Here is a 17,711-nt window from a genome sequence, read left to right as displayed (position 1 = left end):
ATCTAAGCCTAGTAAGCTTTTAAGCTCAAATCTAAACTATTTACATGATGCGTTAAAGCTCCACAAGAAATATAATCTACACCACAGTCTGCATATTGTCTAACGGTTTTTTCATTAATTCCACCAGAAGCTTCAGTCGGATAATTGCCATTTATTAATCTTACGGCTTCACGTAAATCGTCAAATGAAAAATTATCCAACATAATTCTGTTTACTTGTCCTATTGCTAAAACTTCCCGAAGTTCTGTTAAGTTTCTTACTTCAATCTCAATGCTTAATGCACGTCCTGTTTCCTTTAGATAATCGTTTGCTTGTTTGATGGCATTATGAATTCCGCCTGCATAATCAACATGATTATCTTTTATCAAAATCATATCGAACAAGGCATAACGATGGTTTTCAGCACCACCAATTTTACAAGCCCATTTTTCACAAAGGCGAAAATTTGGTGTTGTTTTACGAGTATCGAGTAATTTGGTTTTCGTTCCTTCCAATAATTTCATCATCGAATCGGTATAAGTAGCGATACCCGACATTCTTTGCATACAGTTCAAAACCAAGCGTTCTGCCTTTAAAATTGATTGCGAAGAACCTTCTACTGTCAAAACGATTTCTCCTTTTTTTATCGTTGTGCCGTCTTCCAGCAATACTTTTACTTCAAGGGCTTTATCAACTTCTTCAAAAATCATCGTTGCTAAAGTTACTCCTGCTAACATTCCATCTTCTTTTACCAATAATTTTGCTCGTCCAGTGGCTGTGGCAGGAATCGTCGATAATGAAGTATGATCACCGTCACCAACATCTTCGGCAAGAGCAGTTTGAATGAATTTTTTGATATATGATGGTTCTAAATAATTAAACATTGTTTTCTGGTTTTTATTAAGGGCATACTTTATAAGTAGCCTTAGCGTCTTTATCCCAAGCGGGTTTTACTTGATTGAGACTATTTACACAAATGGTTTCCATATTATTGAAACCGCAATACAATTGAGTCAAGTTATTGATTTTACTAACATCCAAACTATTTAATTGATTACCAACACAATTCAATACATCAATTAAAGTATTTTTTTGAAGGTCTAAATTAACCAATTTATTATCATAACAATTTAGAGATACTAATTCAACATTTTTACTTACATCCAATATAGGCAAAGCATTTGAACTACAATTTAATACCTGTAAAGATGTATTTTTACTTAAATCTAAAGATGTCAACTTATTTATAGAACAGCTTAGATACACAAGTTTAGTGTTGTGAGTTACATCTAGAGTATTAATACTTGTATAATTACAATCTAACCGTTCTAAAGAAGTATTTTTACTAAGGTCAACATAAAGCAGTTTATTATCCGCATAACCTAACTCTTTTAAAGAAGTATTTTGACTAATGTCAAGATTCTTCAATTTATTACCATAGCAATCAAATACTCTTAATCGTTTATTTTTAGTAATATCTAAGTTTGTCAACTGATTTCCTCCACAACGAAGTACTTCTAATTCTGTACGCTTGCTGACATCTAAAACTGTTAAATTATTACTATAACACCACAATTCAGTTAAAGCCGTATTTTTACTAATATCTAGTTTCGTTAATTCATTGTATATACATTTTAGTGTTTTCAGATTAGCAAATGCTTCTATACCTGTTAAATCTTTTATTTTGCCATAAGTATTTTTAATATCTTCAGGAGAAGAAGACATAGAAAGCGATGTAACTTTAAGAACATTACTTTTCAATACTTTACCATCCTGTACTGAATCAATCTTATATTGAATTAAGGCTTTTTCGAAATTTTCATCAGGAATTATTACGTACTCTAATTCTGGACTTGGGTTTTCCACGGTGCTACACCCATTAAACAACAACATAATTGATATGTAGAAAAATAGGGAGGATAACTTTGACATTTTATGACTCATTGCGAATAACTGTTGTTTTTAAGTGTATTTGAATGCCAAAGATAATAATAGAATATTTGAGTTTATAGGAGTTTTTCATAAATCAGTATTATTGATACTTAGATTACATAAATCCAAGAACACTTATAAATTACCATAACTACTAAAGTCGAACATTGTAATCTTATAATTATTTTAAGTGAGAATTTGGAATTACCAAACAAAAAGTGATAGTTTTGTAATTCAGAATGCAAAAAAATTCACACATAGCTCGTTTGTTCAGCGTCTTTTTGATGTCGCTTGTTATTGTTTTTACCGTATTTGGTAAAACAATAAGTGCTACTCAAAAAAGTCAAACCCTGCTAAGTAAAGTAAAAACAGAACAAAGTCAAGATAATCATACGCCTAAACAATGCTCTGTTTCTGAACTTTCGGTGATGCAGGTTTCTGTACCTGTTAATATTGATTTTGCACAAGAATTCATTTTCCATCCTTGTGAATTTGCTTTTTTATCATTTGAACGCACAATTCAATCCGTTCAAAATTTAGCATTTCGCCTTCCGTATCTCGAAGTACTTTTCGAGCATTTTATCGTTACCAACGCCCCATAATTTTTTCTTGATAAATATTTTTGATAGAAATTTCTATCAAATTGAAGACATTTTGCCATGTCGGCTAGAATGTTACAACCCTAATCATCCGTTTATTTACTCACAATTACTTTTTCCCTACAAAAATGCGTTATAAAAGTGCCATAATTTGGCTGACTGGAATTATTTCAGCCTTATGTTTATTTTTCCTTTCGTTTACTTGGAAAGCAAGCTCAGTTCGTGAAGATGCTATTAATTATGCTACTTCAAAAGCTGGCGTATTAGACCCAGCAAAGAAAACTCATTACATTGACTCTCTTTGGAAACAACCTATTTATTTAGGCTTTACTTTACAAGAAGTTACTACTTATGCACTTCATAAAGGTTTGGACTTAGAAGGTGGTCTTCATGCAGTGTTAGAGGTTTCTCCAGTAGAAATCCTTCGTGCATTGTCAGGAAAAAGCAATGATCCTAACTTTGAGAAAGCTATTCAAGAAGCATCTGCTGCACAAGCGACTTCAACAAAAACCTTCAATGAATTATTCTATGAGGCTTTTGCTAAAATTGCTCAGAATCAAAAATTGGCATCAATTTTCGCTAACTCTGTAAACCGTGAAAAATTAAATGCTAATTCTTCAGATTCACAAGTAAAGAAAGTAATCAATGATGAAATTGATGGCGCTGTTGACCGTGTTTATAAAACAGTTCAAACTCGTATTGATAAATTAGGGGTTGCCAACCCTAACATCCAACGTTTACCAGGAACAAACCGTATCCAAGTAGAATTACCGGGTATTGATAACCCTGAACGTGCTAGAAAATTATTATCAGCAGCTTCAAAATTAGAATTTATCGAAGTAGCTGAAATTTCTGAATGGGGACCGGGCTTAAATTCTTTAGGCGAATATTTAACTGCTGAAGAAAAAGCCAAAAAAGCAAGTACTTCAACAGCAACTACTTCAACTGACACTACTAAAGCTGGCGGATTGGCTGGTCAATTATCTGGTGCAGCTAAAGTAGCGAAAAAAGATTCTGCTGTAAAAGACACAACTGCTGGTTCGGCACTTACAAAATTGTTTTTGCCTTTGGATAACCAAGGAAGATCTTGGGGTGTTTTCCGTAAAGATACAGCTCGTGTAAATGAATTATTCAGTCGTCCTGAAGTAAAAGTGATGTTCCCTTCAGGTCTTCAATTTGCTTGGAATGCCATTGGAATTCCTGCAACAAATGGTGACGAAATTATTCCTTTTGAATTCTTGAGAAAAGCAGAAGGGCAAAAAGCACCATTGGATGGAGAAGTAATTACAGATGCCGCTCAAGATTTTGACCAAAACGGACGCCCAGAAGTAACCATGAATATGAATGGTACGGGTGCTAGAATTTGGAAAAACTTAACTGCTGCTAACGTTGGAAAACGTATTGCAATCGTATTGGATAATTATATTTACTCTGCTCCAAATATTAATGGAGAAATTGCTGGTGGACGTTCATCAATTTCTGGTTCATTCACAGTTGAACAAGCAAAAGATTTAGCTAACGTAATTAAATCAGGTAAATTATCTGCTCCTACTCGTATCGTTGAAGATGCTTTTATTGGTCCTTCATTAGGAGCTGAGGCTATCAATCAAGGTTATTTCTCTATGGCTTTGGGATTATTGTTAGTAATCATTTTCATGATTGGTTATTATGGTAGCCCAGGTTGGATGGCTAACGCTGCACTTTTCTTCAACGTATTCTTTATTGCTGGAGTATTAGTACAAATTCAAGCTGCTTTAACTTTGCCGGGTATCGCTGGTATTGTGTTAACATTAGGTATGGCGGTTGATGCCAACGTATTGATTAATGAACGTATCCGTGAAGAACTTCACCAAGGAAAAGGTTTATTAGAATCTATCAAACTCGGTTATGAAAAAGCACTTTCGGCAATTATTGATGGTAACGTTACGACAATCATTATCGGTATTATCTTAATTATCTTTGGTTCTGGTTCTGTAAAAGGATTCGGAGTTACATTGTGTATCGGTTTAGCCACTTCGGTATTTACTGCTGTATTTGTTTCTCATGTTTTTGTAGATTGGATGGCAAATCGTGCTATCAAAGCTGGAAAAGAAAAAGACGTTACTTTTGAAACTTTCATTTCTAAGGACCTTTTCAAAGGAATGAACTTCGACTTTATCGGAAAACGTAAGTATTCATACTGGTTCTCATGGGGTTTAATCGCTTTGGGTGCTATCGTATTAACAATTCAAGGTGGTTTTAACTTAGGTGTTGACTTCAAAGGTGGTCGTTCGTATGTCGTTGAATTATCAAAACCAGTAGAAGCAGGAACTATCAAAGATGGTTTGGCAGATAGCTTTGAAGGAAAAGGTGTTGAAGTAAAAACTTTTAATGGTGATACTAAATTAAAAATCACTACGGCATACTTAGTAGAAGACGAAACGATTCAAGCAAACCAAAAAGTTCGTAAAGCATTAGAAACTGGTTTAAAGAAATTTGCTGACGCAAAACCAACAATTGTTTCAGAATCTAAAGTTGGTGCAACCATCGCAGATGATATTTTAAAACAATCATTCATCTCAATTCTTTATGCTTTAGTGGGTATTTTCATTTACATTTTATTACGTTTCCGTAAATGGCAATATTCATTAGGTGGTATTATCGCCCTTTTACACGACTCATTAGTAGTATTAGGAATGGTTGGTATTACTCGTCTTTTCGGATTTGAATTAGAAGTTGACCAAATCTTTATTGCAGCGGTTTTAACTGTAATTGGTTACTCTATTAACGATACCGTGGTAGTATTCGACCGTATTCGTGAGGAAATTGGTGTTAATGCAGACCTTAGTAATAAAGAATTGATGATTAAAACAATTAACCAATCTATTAACCATACCATGAGCCGTACAGTAATGACTGCCACAACAGTATTCTTGGTGGTAACAGTATTGTTAATTTTTGGTGGAGATATTCTAAGAGGTTTCTCATTCGCTATGTTCATCGGTGTTGTTTTTGGTGCTTATTCTTCAATCTTCGTAGCTGCACCAATCGTTATCGATTTAGGTACAGGTAAGAAAAAAGTTGAACCTGCTACAAAAGCATAAATTTTAAATTAAAAGACCTGCTAGTTTCATTACTTGCAGGTCTTTTTTTGTTTTGAGACAAAATATTCTGTATCTTCAAAGATGTTTTAACAAAATATACTTTCGTAGAATGAAGTATTAATAGTTTTTTATCTCGAAAGGATTTCTTTGAACAAAAAACAGATTTATTAACTAACCAAAATCTAAAAATCACTTCAAATTCACACAAAAAACTAAAACCCTATGAATAACAGTATTTGGCGTAAAAAACCGATGGCAGCCTACGAAGCTGACATGAAAAAATCTGAACTTAAACGTGTTCTTACAAAGTGGGGACTTACTTCACTTGGTATCGGAGCAATTATTGGTGGAGGTATATTTACTTTAACAGGTATTGCTGCACACGACCACGCCGGGCCAGCCTTAGCACTTGCTTTCGTTATTGCTGCTATCGGTTGTACATTTGCTTCACTTTGTTATGCTGAATTTTCGTCCATTCTTCCTGTTGAAGGTTCTGCTTATGCTTATTCTTATGGAACAGTTGGTGAAATCTTCGCTTGGTTAATTGGCTGGAACCTTATCCTTGAATACATGATGGGAGCAACCACTGTAGCGGTGGCATGGTCTGGTTATTTCGAGAAACTCGTCCATCTATTCGGCATTGAATTACCGGTTACTTTAATGAACGACCCTTATACAGCAGGTACAAAATTAGGCGTTGACGGCCCAGTACCCGCTTTCAATGTTGCTGCCTTCTTTATTACTTGGGTAGTAACTTCAGTATTGGTAAGAGGTATTCAAGAATCTGCCAAAACAAATAATGTAATTGTTATCACAAAATTAGCTGTTGTATTATTTGTAATTATTGTAGGTGCATTCTTTGTAAAAACAGAAAACTGGCATCCATTTATTCCAGAAAGAGTATTTGATGCAGATGGTAAAGGACACTTCGGTTGGGATGGCGTTGTAACTGCTGCAACGATTGTATTCTTTGCTTATATCGGTTTTGATGCAGTATCTACACAAGCTGGTGAAGCAATAAATCCACGTAAAGATATTCCTTTCGCTATCGTAGCATCTTTAGTAATCTGTACTATTTTATATATCTTGGTGTCTTTAGTGTTAACAGGAATGGTAAAATACGATACGCTAGATTTAAAAGCACCAGTAGCTTCGGCTTTTGCAGATGCTGGCTTACCTTGGGCAGTGTTTATTATTACCATTGCAGCGGTGGCTGGTCTAACTTCCGTAATGTTGGTGATGATGCTTGGGCAAACTCGTATCTTCTTAGGAATGGCGAAAGATGGTTTATTACCTGCTTTCTTCAAAACGATTCACCCAAATTTCAAAACACCTTGGAAAAGTACTATTCTAGTTGGTCTTATCGTATCAATTGTATCAGCACTTACGCCAATTGATAAAGTATCTGAAATGTGTTCGATGGGTACTTTGTTAGCTTTTGCTATGATTTCGGGTGCGGTACTTTTACTTCGTTATCAACAACCTGATATTGAACGTCCATACAAAGCTCCTCTTATCTGGTTTGTCGCACCAATGGGAGTACTTTTCAACGTATTTTTAATGACACAAGTAAGACGTGAAACTTGGCACGCATTCTTGATTTGGAGTACTTTAGGAATTTTAGTGTATTTCCTTTACAGTAGAAATAAAAGTAATTTGAATAAGAACTAGTAATTATTTGATTACTCCATTTAAAAACCTCACAGAAAACAATTTTCTGTGAGGTTTCTTTTTTTATGAGTAATTTTGCAACTTATTTAAAAGATTTTTCAGGATTGAGGTGAATTAAAGTACTCAATCACTCATTTATAGATTGAAAATGGCAACCATACAAGAAGAAATACATAAACGCCGTACTTTCGGTATTATCTCTCACCCCGATGCGGGAAAAACAACACTTACCGAAAAATTACTTTTATTTGGTGGTGCTATCCAAACGGCTGGTGCGGTAAAATCAAATAAAATTAAGAAGGGAGCAACTTCCGATTTCATGGAGATTGAACGCCAAAGAGGTATTTCGGTGGCTACTTCTGTAATGACCTTCGAGTACAACAACCTGAAAATCAACATTCTGGACACTCCAGGTCACAAAGATTTTGCGGAAGATACTTATAGAACTTTAACGGCTGTCGATTCTGTAATTTTGGTTATCGACTGTGTAAAAGGTGTAGAAGAGCAAACAGAACGTTTGATGGAAGTTTGTCGTATGAGAAATACGCCTGTGATTGTTTTCATCAACAAAATGGACAGAGAAGGACAAAATCCTTTCGACTTATTGGATGAATTAGAACAAAAACTAAACATTAAAGTACGTCCGCTTACTTGGCCAATCAACATTGGTTCAAACTTCAAAGGTGTTTATAATATTTATGAAAAATCGTTGAACATCTTCAATGCGAATAAAACCAAAATTGAAAAAGAAGTTGTTGCTGTAGATATTTGGTCAGAAGAATTAGATAAAAAAGTAGGCGAAAGAGATGCCAATCAATTGCGTGAAGACATTGAATTGATTGAAGGTGTTTACGGAGATTTTGACAGAAGTGTTTATCTTTCTGGAGAAGTAGCACCAGTTTTCTTTGGTTCGGCTGTGAACAATTTTGGTGTTCAAGAATTGTTGGATACTTTCACCGAAATCGCTCCAAGTACGCAAGCACGTAAAACAGACGTAAGAATTGTAGAACCAGAAGAGAAAAAATTCACTGGTTTTATTTTCAAAATTCACGCCAACCTCGACCCAAAACACCGTGATAGAATTGCCTTCTTACGAGTATGTTCAGGAACATTCGAGCGAAATAAATTTTACAAACACGTTCGTTTAGATAAAAATCTTCGTTTCAACAATCCATATAATTTCATGGCTCAAGAAAAAGAAGTCATCGAAGAAGGTTTTCCGGGCGATGTAATTGGTTTATATGACACAGGGAACTTTAAAATTGGCGATACTTTATCAGAAGGAGAAGTAATGCAATACCAAGGTATTCCAAGTTTCTCTCCAGAAATTTTCAAGGAATTAATGAACCTTGACCCAATGAAATCTAAGCAATTGGAAAAAGGAATTCAGCAATTAACAGACGAAGGAGTAGCCCAATTATTCGTACAACCGCACTTAGGAAACAGAAAAATTGTAGGAACAGTTGGTGAACTTCAATACGAAGTAATTCAATATCGTTTGGAACATGAGTACGGTGCAAAATGTCGTTTCGACCATCGTGATATTGCCAAAGCTTGTTGGGTAACTTCAGATGATGAGAAAAAACTCACAGAGTTTGTTCGCTTAAAAGCACAAAACATCGCACAAGATAAAGACGGAAACTTTGTATTTTTAGCAGAATCAGAATGGATTTTAAGAATGAATATCCAAAATAATCCAGATATTCAATTCCACTTTACTTCGGAATTTAAAAGAGCGGTAGAGGCATAATTATAATTTTTCAAAGAAAATCGACCGTATAATAAGTTTTAAACTATTGGTAATAATAAGTATCAGTATTTTGGCTATCTTGTTCTTTTAAATAGATTCAGAACTCAATAAAATCCTGTCTTTTCCATGAAAAAAATTATCATCTTATCATCTATGCTGTTTTTAACAGTGTGTTCAAAATCATTCGCTTCTACGCCAAGTGAATATTTAGCTAATGATGCTGCCATAGAAGCAACATTGAGCAATGGTGTTGAAGTAGCAAGTTTAATGCCTTCTGTTAATGCTGAGGCATCTAATAACGTATTGGCTACAACAAGTAGTTTACCTACAACTTCAGTAGCAGGTAGTAAAAATGCAGCAACAGCATTTATATTATCAACTTTCTTAGGAGGTTTGGGTATTCACCGTTTTTACATGGGTACAGCAACTTTAACTGGAGTAGGTTATATCTTAACTTTAGGAGGTTGTGGTATCGTAGCTTTTGTTGACTGGGTAGTGTTGTTAATTGCTTTAGTTAACGACGAAGGTATTTCAAAATATGAAGACAATCCAAAATTCTTTATGTGGTAGATTTAATAGTCTTCAATTTTTTTTAATAAAAAAGCCAAGAACGACATTTTGTTCTTGGCTTTTTCAGTTTTCAAGTTCAATCAATGCTTTGGTTACTTTCGTTGTATATAGGTTCATTAATTGGCGATTCTTTTGCTCTGCTAATAATTCCGTACGCCTAATCCCTCCAAAATAAAATGCCTGAAACAGACCAAAACCAGTAAAAAAACCTGACAAATAATATCCTTTGGAAATATTATAAAAGCCAAAACCAAGTGTGGCAATTTGTAAACCCAATGAAACCAAACCTTCTGTAGTATTTCCAACATAAAGCATTCCTGCTCCTGGTAAAAAAGTCGCCAAAGCAGCTGCTTTTTTCACATTTTTAAATTTGTTTAACTTTTCAAATGCAAAAACAGAATCTACATTCATTTTTACATTTTTAGCACTGGCATAAACACTAAATACTTTTTTTGCTTCGGGGTAGCGTTTAAGTTGTGTTAAGCAAAGTATTTCCCACAATTTGCTATTTTGCGTTAGTAAAGAATCTTTTACAAAAAACCTTAGCTGTTGAATCTGGCTAAGTGCATCTTCATAAAAACCCGATAAATAATAACATACAATCAGCTCGTTTCGTAAAACAAATTGACTTGAATCCGATAAATTTGACAAATCGAATCTCAAAGCTGCTTTTCCAGCCTCGTCAAACTTTCCCATTACTTTCAAGCAATGAACTTTCTTTAATAAACAGCCATTTTTGGCTTCTTGTAAACTAATTGCTGAAAGTGTAGTATCTGGAAATTCTACTAATTCAAAGTAATTTCTCTCATAAGCCAGCAATGCAACATCATATTGCTTGTTCAACAATAAGCTATCTCCTTCCCGAAAATCCTGCGTATAAGATTTAGTTGAAAATAGTACGCAAAGGAATGTGCATATCAAATAATATTTGTTCATCTATCTTATCGTTAAATTCTTGTCTTTTGATTTTTACACTCAAAGCACTTCCCCAAATATTACCTATATAAAATAAGCTAAACAAACCTCCATAAATAATAAATCTAGGGCTTGATACACCATCTTTTCGTAAACCTTCGTAAGCTTGTAGACCTAATATGGCATTTTGTATAAATGTTGAAATACCTTGTCCTAATTGTCCTCCTACATATATTTTCCCTGCTCCAGGTACAATAGCAGATAGTAAAGCGGCTTTCAATGGCGACTTCCGCTGTTGTTTCTGAATAATTTCTCTGTAATCGCTAAAATTACTTTGCTGCTTTTGGAGTGGATAGTATGCCTCTGAAAAATGATTCTTAAGAGAATCAAATGCACTAAGGTTACGATTTAAAAGATTAAGACCTGCCAACTCAAAAGTACGAATTGCTGTAGTCAGACTATCTTTTGCATCAACAGCAAGAAACATTTTTTGAGCCTGATTAATATTACGAAGATAACTATAGGAAATTCCTGATAAGAACAATGATTTTTTAAAGTATTGACTCGAAGGATTTACTTTCGAAAAGTAAAAAGTACAAGAATCAAGTTTTTTGAGTGAATAAAAAGCTAATCCTTTCCAATATGGAAGTTCGAACCGTTGTTGAGTATCGTCTGAATAACGAGTTTGTAATTGAGAAATTAAAGTAATAGCATCTCGATGCTCATCTTTTGCTAACAAATACTGTAAAAATAAACTATCTTTTTTGATTTGAGAACAAGCAATTTTAGGCATCATAAAGACAAAAAACATTAAGATTATGCTTTTTGAGACCGATTTTCTAAAAAGAGAATTGTGTAGTTCCATTATTCTATTTTATACATCTTGGGGGAATCTATTACTTTACCCTGTTCGTTTACTCTGAATGGATTAATTGTAGTTCCACTTATTCTATTGCATCTAGCCAAGCGGTCAGCAGTAAGAGCCAATCCTTTTACGATACCATATTCTTGAATAGCTGATTGGCTAAACCTTGAGCATGAAAGTTCGTATAAACAATTGGCTGAAAATTGTGGAGATATTACTTTCTGATAAACCTTCAATGAACCATTCAAGAATAGTAATATCGGATTGAATGTTTTAGGTTTTTGTATTTGAACCGAAAGCTTTGAGCTACTGTCTTTTTGAATCAAATATGTTAAATCCGTTTTTAAACTTTGTGACCTAACTTCTTGAACAAGAAAAAAATAGAAAATCAGCAAAATCACATGAACCGAAACTTTATTTAAGGACTTTCGCATTGGCAGGAATTGTAAAATCTGACAGTTTGCTATTCACAGCTTCATTGACTTTTATATCAGAATATGTTGTCTTTGCAATGACAGAGTCTTTAGCAGAAAAATAATCTATTTGAGTAACAGTAAGCGGAAAATCTAGCCCACCAAAGTTTTGATAATTGTAATAATACATCTTTTTGATTACTTGCCCATTACCACCTATATACTTCGTATAAATTGGATTCGCACCATCATGAACTAACTCAACAGACTTAATATCTTTTGCTAAGCGTGCTGGTGCAGCCCAAGTACTTATCATTAAGTTTTTTTCGAACTTGGTATTTTTATTAACAAAACCCATTGCTCTTAAACCTAAATCTGCTTTTTGGTTATTTAGGAAATAATAAAACTGAGAAGTCTCTGTACTAAAAAGATAATTCACTTGTTGAATTACCGTATTTTTAACAGGATCGTAAATAGAAATTTCTCCTTTAGAAGTATTAACAATATATTGATTACTTGGCAGAGAATAATGACTAACCATTTTACCACCAGCTAATTGATAAAAAATATCAGCTTTCACAGTAACGGTTTTCCCAGCTCTTACAGAACGAGAAACCATAGATGCTGTTATTTTTTTGATATTACTAGAGGAAGTAAAAGCTAGTGAGAAGAAGGTTATTAGAAACCCAAAAACGATTATTGACCTTTTATTAAGCATAGTTAAAATGAGATAGGAATTTCAGGTTTTATCTTTTGGTGAGAATAAATTTAGGCTAAACCTAATTTATAAAGATAATAGTGATACAAAAACGATAGTTCTTGCATCACTATTATTATGATTTATTTGTTTACTTCAAACCCAAATCTTCTTGAATTGCTGAAACTTTTTGTTTCAATTTAGCTAAAACAGCATCAAAATCTTCTGCTTTTTCTAAAGGTTCATTGACAGAAACATAGAATTTAATCTTAGGTTCTGTTCCTGATGGACGAGCAGAAACTTTTGTACCATCTGCCAAAACCAATTGAATTACATTGGAAGCTTCCATACCCAATCCTGTTGGAATATTGGTTACTGCTCCAGATTTCAAATCTGTTGAAGTAAGATTTGTATAATCAATTACTGTTACTGGCTCTGAACCTGCCACTGTTGCAGGAACATTACTGCGTAAATCAGCCATCATTTTCTGAATTTCTTCTGCTCCAGCTTTTCCTTTTTTCGTTAAAGAAATCAAGCCTTCGTAATAGAAATTATTTTCCATGTACATACTCGTCAAGAAATCGAATAATGATTTGCCATTATCTTTAGCATAAGCCGTTAATTCAGCAATCATTGCACAAGAAGCAACAGCATCTTTATCACGAACAGCGTCTCCAATTAAATAACCATACGATTCCTCACCACCACCGATAAACTTCTCTTTTCCTTCTAATTCACGAATTACCGCAGCGATAAATTTAAAGCCAGTTAAAGTATTATAGCATTTAACGCCTTGTGTTTCGCACATTTTATCAATGATATTCGTCGTAACAATGGTTTTTGCGATGAACTCTTTTCCTGTCAATTTACCTGCTTTTTTCCAAGCATCTAACAAGTAATAGATAATCAAACTTGCCATTTGGTTACCGTTTAAAAGTACCCATTCGCCCGCTGGATTTTTTACCGCTGCTCCTACTCTATCCGCATCTGGGTCAGTGGCAATTACCAAATCAGCATCAATTTCTTTTGCCAAATTCATGGCTAAAGTCATTGCTTCGGTTTCTTCTGGGTTTGGATAAACTACCGTTGGGAAATCCCCGTTTGGCTCAGCTTGTGCTTCAACGACGTTTACATCTTCAAAACCTAATAATTTTAATGCTTTTGGTACAAGTGTAATCCCTGTTCCATGAATTGAAGAATAAACAATTTTTAAATCTTTCTGACGAGTAATTACTGCTGGATTAATTGAATTTACTTGAATAGTTTTCAAGTATTCAGCATCTATTTCTTCGCCAATAGGAGTAATCAAATCTGGATTTCCTGTAAAGTTGATTTCATCTACCGATTGAATTTTGTTTACTTCCGCAACAATATTTTTATCGTGTGGAGCTACTACTTGTGAACCATCATTCCAATAAGCTTTATAGCCATTGTATTCACGTGGGTTGTGCGAAGCCGTAATCACTAACCCCGCATTACAGCCTAAATGTCTAACAGCAAATGATAATTCGGGCGTTGGACGCAATTCTTTAAATAAATAAACCTTGATACCATTCGCCGAAAAAATATCAGCCGCTACTTTAGCGAAATATGAAGCATTATTTCTTGAATCATGGGCAATCGCTACGCTAATACTTTCGCCTGTGAAATTAGCTTTCAAATAATTGGCGAAACCCTGTGTGGCAGAGCCAACCGTGTATTTATTCATACGGTTTGAACCAACACCCATTTCACCACGCATTCCACCCGTTCCAAACTCTAGGTCTTTATAGAAAGAATCTGTCAATTCTGTTTCTTTTCCTTCATCTAAAAGTTGTTGGATTTTGGCTTTTGTGTCAGCATCATAGTTTCCCGAAAGCCACAAGTTGATTTTTTCTTGGGTAAGTGCGTCTAAGCTAGCAATCATAGTATTATTTGTTAAGTTAAAGTCTGAGATTTTTCGACCAACAAATATAAAAATTATTTGTTGTATTGAATACAGTTCTACGCCTTTAGTGAATAGTGATTTATTGAGCGGTATTTTTTAGCAATTACCTAATAAAATACATTATTTTATTAGGTTTTGTATAGTAAAATATTAGCAACAAATGTTATCTTTGAAATACCTAAAGTATCAATATTTGTTTACTTATTGTTAATTTTCAAGAATAAATTTTGTTACTTAGTAAAACCTAATTTATCAAGCAATTCTAACTAAACATTTAAATTAAACAACAAAATCAACAACATGAACAGAAAATTACTAATGATTTTTGTGCTGATGCTGACTTTAACGCTGAAAATAGCGGCTCAGGACAGAATTGTCTCAGGAAAAGTAACCTCCTCTGAGGATGGAGCAGTACTTGCTGGTGTGAGTGTTTCGGTAAAAGGTACAACCAAAGGTACAACTACTGCATCCGATGGTTCGTATAAAATTAGTGTCCCAAATAATGCAACATTAACCTTTGGTTTTGTTGGTTTTATTAAACAAGATATTGCTGTTGGAACAAAAACCATTATCAATATTGCTTTAGTAAACGATATAACAGACATCGAGGAAGTAGTTGTAGTTGGATATGGAACAACCAAAAAACAAAACCTTACGGCTTCTCAAGCAAATATTTCTGGAAAAGCTTTAGAAGGAAAAGCTGGGGGTTCAACATTTGATAATCTTTTGCAAGGTAAAGCGGCTGGTTTACAAATTACTTCGGTAAATGGTCGTCCTTCAGGACAAAACTTTATCCGTATTCGTGGAGAAGGTTCATTAACGGCTGGTTCACAACCATTAGTTGTAATTGATGGTGTGCCAGTTGCCAATAGTGAAGCACAAGGTGGTATCAACATTTTAAATACAATTAATCCAAACGAAATTGAAGATGTTCAAGTATTGAAAGATGCTTCGTCAGCGGCAATTTATGGTTCAAGAGGTGCCAATGGTGTAATTCTGGTTACTACCAAACAAGGGAAAAAAGGTTTACCGAAAATTACTTATTCTTTCCAAGCTGGATATTCAGAAAAAACACCTGATAATTTCAAAATGATGACTTTTGAAGAAAAGCTTCGTTATGAAAAAGACTTGGGTTACACCAACGGATACTTTCTGGATGATGTTACAACAATGACTGATGCTGAGTATCAAACAGAAGTAACAAGATTGTCTGCTGGTAAAACAGATTGGTTCAAAACACTTTTACAGAAAGGGCAGTTAAGAACACATCGTTTAGGTATTAGCGGTGCCAATGATGCTTTTTCATATAACATCGGTTTGCAAACTTCTAAAGTAGGCGGTTTGGTAAACGGTTCCAACTCAGATTTGAACACTGGACGAATCAATTTGGAATATCGTGCTTCAAAGTGGTTAAAAACTGGTTCTAATTTACAGTTTTCTGTTATCCAAACTAATGAGCAAAGAGACCGTTATAACGTTCAAAACCCATTTTATGCCATTTATGCTTATAATGCTTACGAGCCAGAATTTAATGATGATGGAACTTACAACCTTACTGCCAACGGTTTTAGTATCTCAGAAGCAATTGTAAACAATACAGAAAAGCAAAATATTGTAAATGGCTTAGGTAGCTTTTTTGTAGCCTTAACTCCTGTCAAAGATTTAGAAGTACGTTCTCAGATTGGTCTTACTTATACTGATTATGCAAGAGAGTACTATATCAAACCTAATTCAATATTAGACCAATACGTTGGTGACCCTGCCGCAAGAGGTTCAAAAACTGATAATGGTTTTCAAAACTTCAACTATGTATTTACCAATACAGCTACTTATTTTAAATCAATTGATGACACTCATAATTTCAAAATATTGGGTGGTATAGAATTTACCAGAGATAGAATAAAAACTTATACATTGTCATCAAAAGGCTTTCCATCAGATAAAGTGAGTACTCAAGATAACTCATCAACACCAACGGGTGCATCTACTGGTAAATCTGACTGGGCATTGTATTCACTATTTGGTCGTATCAATTATGACTTTAATCAAAAATACTTCCTTGATTTATCTGTTCGTCGTGATGGATCTTCTCGTTTTGGTATAAATAACCGCTATGGTTTATTTGGGGCAGCTAGTGCTGGCTGGCATTTAGATAAAGAGTCATTTATTGAAGATTTAACCTTTATCAATTCATTAAAACTAAGAGCTAGTTATGGTTTAACAGGTAACGACCGTATCGGTAATTATACTTCATTAGGTTTATATCGCTACAATAGTTATGGTTTAACTTCTGCTACTTTTCCATCGCAAGTAGAAAACCCTGATTTAACTTGGGAAAAATTAGCAGCTACTGATATTGGTGTTGACTTCTCGGTATTGAATAATCGTCTTTACGGTACTGTTGATTGGTACAACAAAAACAATTCATCGTTGTTGTATGACCGCCCTTTATCGTCAACAACTGGTTTTCAATCAAGAACAGAAAACGTGGGAGCAGTACAAAACAGAGGTGTTGAATTTACCCTTGGTTATAAAATCCTTGATACAAAAGACTTGAAATGGGATGTGAATGTGAATTATTCTATCAACAACAATAAGGTTACAGCACTTACAGAAGATGGAATTATCCGCCCAGGAGGTCTTAGTAAACTTCAAATCGGACAACCAATTGACGTTTATTTTATGACTCGCTATGCAGGTGTAAATGCTCAAACTGGTGCTCAACAATTCTATAATATCAATGGTGAAATCGTAGAAAATTATAGTCCAAGCGATGCCGTGGTATTAGAAGGAAAATCACGTTTGGCGACTCGTTTTGGTAATTTCCATACTGACATTAGCTACAAAGGCATTACGTTAGGTGCTGATTTATATTATTCAGGCGGTAATTATATCTTCAACTCTATGTGGAATGATTTAACATCTGACGGTGAATACATTTATAATAACCAAGCAGCAGATGCCTTGAATTATTGGAAAAAAGCTGGTGATACTAACGTACTTCCTCAACCAACTGGAATCAGTTATACAACAGACCGTTATTTACAAAAAGGTGATTTTATTCGTTTGAGAAATGTTACTTTAGGTTATACCATTCCTACAGGTATCACGAAAAAAGCAAAAATTCAATCTGTAAGAATTTATGCACAAGCTCAAAACTGGTGGTATCACGCATTTGAAGCAAAAGGTGACCCTGAAATCGGTTTCGGACAAGCAGAAAGTACAGGTGGACAAACACAAGGTTTATTCCGTGGATATAGCTATCCTGTTGCTCGTCAATTAACATTCGGTATTGATTTAACCTTCTAAA

The 17,711-nt window shown here is 34.4% G+C and carries 13 protein-coding genes; 6 read left to right on the top strand and 7 right to left on the bottom strand.

Annotated features, from left to right (window positions below):
* Positions 1 to 8: 8 nt before the first annotated feature.
* Entirely contained in the window at positions 9 to 863 is an 855-nt protein-coding gene (nadC, locus tag VB776_RS22115; RefSeq protein ID WP_323699049.1) for a carboxylating nicotinate-nucleotide diphosphorylase, read from the bottom strand.
* A 16-nt stretch (positions 864 to 879) separates the two neighbouring features.
* Positions 880 to 1,845, bottom strand: a complete 966-nt coding sequence (locus VB776_RS22110; protein ID WP_323699048.1) for a leucine-rich repeat domain-containing protein — start codon at positions 1,843 to 1,845, stop codon at positions 880 to 882.
* Between the two features lie 305 nt (positions 1,846 to 2,150).
* Between VB776_RS22110 and VB776_RS22105 the strand changes: the two genes are divergently transcribed.
* The 5 genes from VB776_RS22105 to VB776_RS22085 all read left to right on the top strand — a co-directional run bounded on the left by VB776_RS22105 (position 2,151) and on the right by VB776_RS22085 (position 9,584).
* Positions 2,151 to 2,513 carry a hypothetical protein gene (locus tag VB776_RS22105; RefSeq protein ID WP_323699047.1) on the top strand — a complete coding sequence of 121 codons (363 nt, stop codon included), beginning with the start codon at positions 2,151 to 2,153 and terminating at the stop codon, positions 2,511 to 2,513.
* Positions 2,514 to 2,638: 125 nt separating this feature from the next.
* Positions 2,639 to 5,593, top strand: a complete 2,955-nt coding sequence (gene secDF / locus VB776_RS22100; RefSeq protein ID WP_323699046.1) for a protein translocase subunit SecDF — start codon at positions 2,639 to 2,641, stop codon at positions 5,591 to 5,593.
* A gap of 222 nt (positions 5,594 to 5,815) precedes the next feature.
* Positions 5,816 to 7,264 carry an APC family permease gene (locus VB776_RS22095; RefSeq protein ID WP_323699045.1) on the top strand — a complete coding sequence of 483 codons (1,449 nt, stop codon included), beginning with the start codon at positions 5,816 to 5,818 and terminating at the stop codon, positions 7,262 to 7,264.
* 148 nt (positions 7,265 to 7,412) lie between these two features.
* Positions 7,413 to 9,014, top strand: coding sequence for a peptide chain release factor 3 (locus tag VB776_RS22090; protein WP_323699044.1), 1,602 nt, complete (start codon positions 7,413 to 7,415; stop codon positions 9,012 to 9,014).
* Positions 9,015 to 9,140: 126 nt separating this feature from the next.
* Positions 9,141 to 9,584, top strand: coding sequence for a TM2 domain-containing protein (locus VB776_RS22085; protein ID WP_323699043.1), 444 nt, complete (start codon positions 9,141 to 9,143; stop codon positions 9,582 to 9,584).
* Positions 9,585 to 9,647: 63 nt separating this feature from the next.
* Here VB776_RS22085 and VB776_RS22080 read toward each other — a convergent pair whose 3' ends face one another.
* The 5 genes from VB776_RS22080 to VB776_RS22060 form a co-directional block, all read right to left on the bottom strand.
* Entirely contained in the window at positions 9,648 to 10,520 is an 873-nt protein-coding gene (locus VB776_RS22080; RefSeq protein ID WP_323699042.1) for a hypothetical protein, read from the bottom strand.
* Positions 10,468 to 11,295, bottom strand: a complete 828-nt coding sequence (locus VB776_RS22075) for a tetratricopeptide repeat protein (protein WP_323699041.1) — start codon at positions 11,293 to 11,295, stop codon at positions 10,468 to 10,470. The genes VB776_RS22080 and VB776_RS22075 overlap by 53 nt, the downstream gene beginning before the upstream one ends.
* Before the next feature lie 68 nt (positions 11,296 to 11,363).
* Positions 11,364 to 11,798 (bottom strand): membrane protein insertion efficiency factor YidD, encoded by a 435-nt coding sequence (yidD, locus tag VB776_RS22070; RefSeq protein WP_323699040.1) that lies wholly within the window; start codon positions 11,796 to 11,798, stop codon positions 11,364 to 11,366.
* A complete protein-coding gene (locus VB776_RS22065; protein ID WP_323699039.1) occupies positions 11,779 to 12,396 on the bottom strand; it encodes a hypothetical protein in 618 nt (205 codons plus the stop codon). Before VB776_RS22065 ends, yidD begins: the two co-directional genes overlap by 20 nt.
* 229 nt (positions 12,397 to 12,625) lie before the next feature.
* Positions 12,626 to 14,380: a phospho-sugar mutase gene (locus tag VB776_RS22060; protein WP_323699038.1), complete on the bottom strand. Its 1,755-nt coding sequence runs from the start codon at positions 14,378 to 14,380 to the stop codon at positions 12,626 to 12,628.
* 321 nt (positions 14,381 to 14,701) lie between these two features.
* Between VB776_RS22060 and VB776_RS22055 the strand changes: the two genes are divergently transcribed.
* Positions 14,702 to 17,710, top strand: a complete 3,009-nt coding sequence (locus VB776_RS22055) for a SusC/RagA family TonB-linked outer membrane protein (protein WP_323699037.1) — start codon at positions 14,702 to 14,704, stop codon at positions 17,708 to 17,710.
* Position 17,711: the final 1 nt, after the last annotated feature.

It is taken from the genome of Arcicella gelida (assembly GCF_034931025.1).
In the GTDB taxonomy this organism is placed as follows: Bacteria; Bacteroidota; Bacteroidia; order Cytophagales; family Spirosomataceae; genus Arcicella; species Arcicella gelida.
The sequence above is the reverse complement of the archived record's forward strand: the minus strand, read 5'-3'. Positions and strand labels throughout refer to the sequence as shown.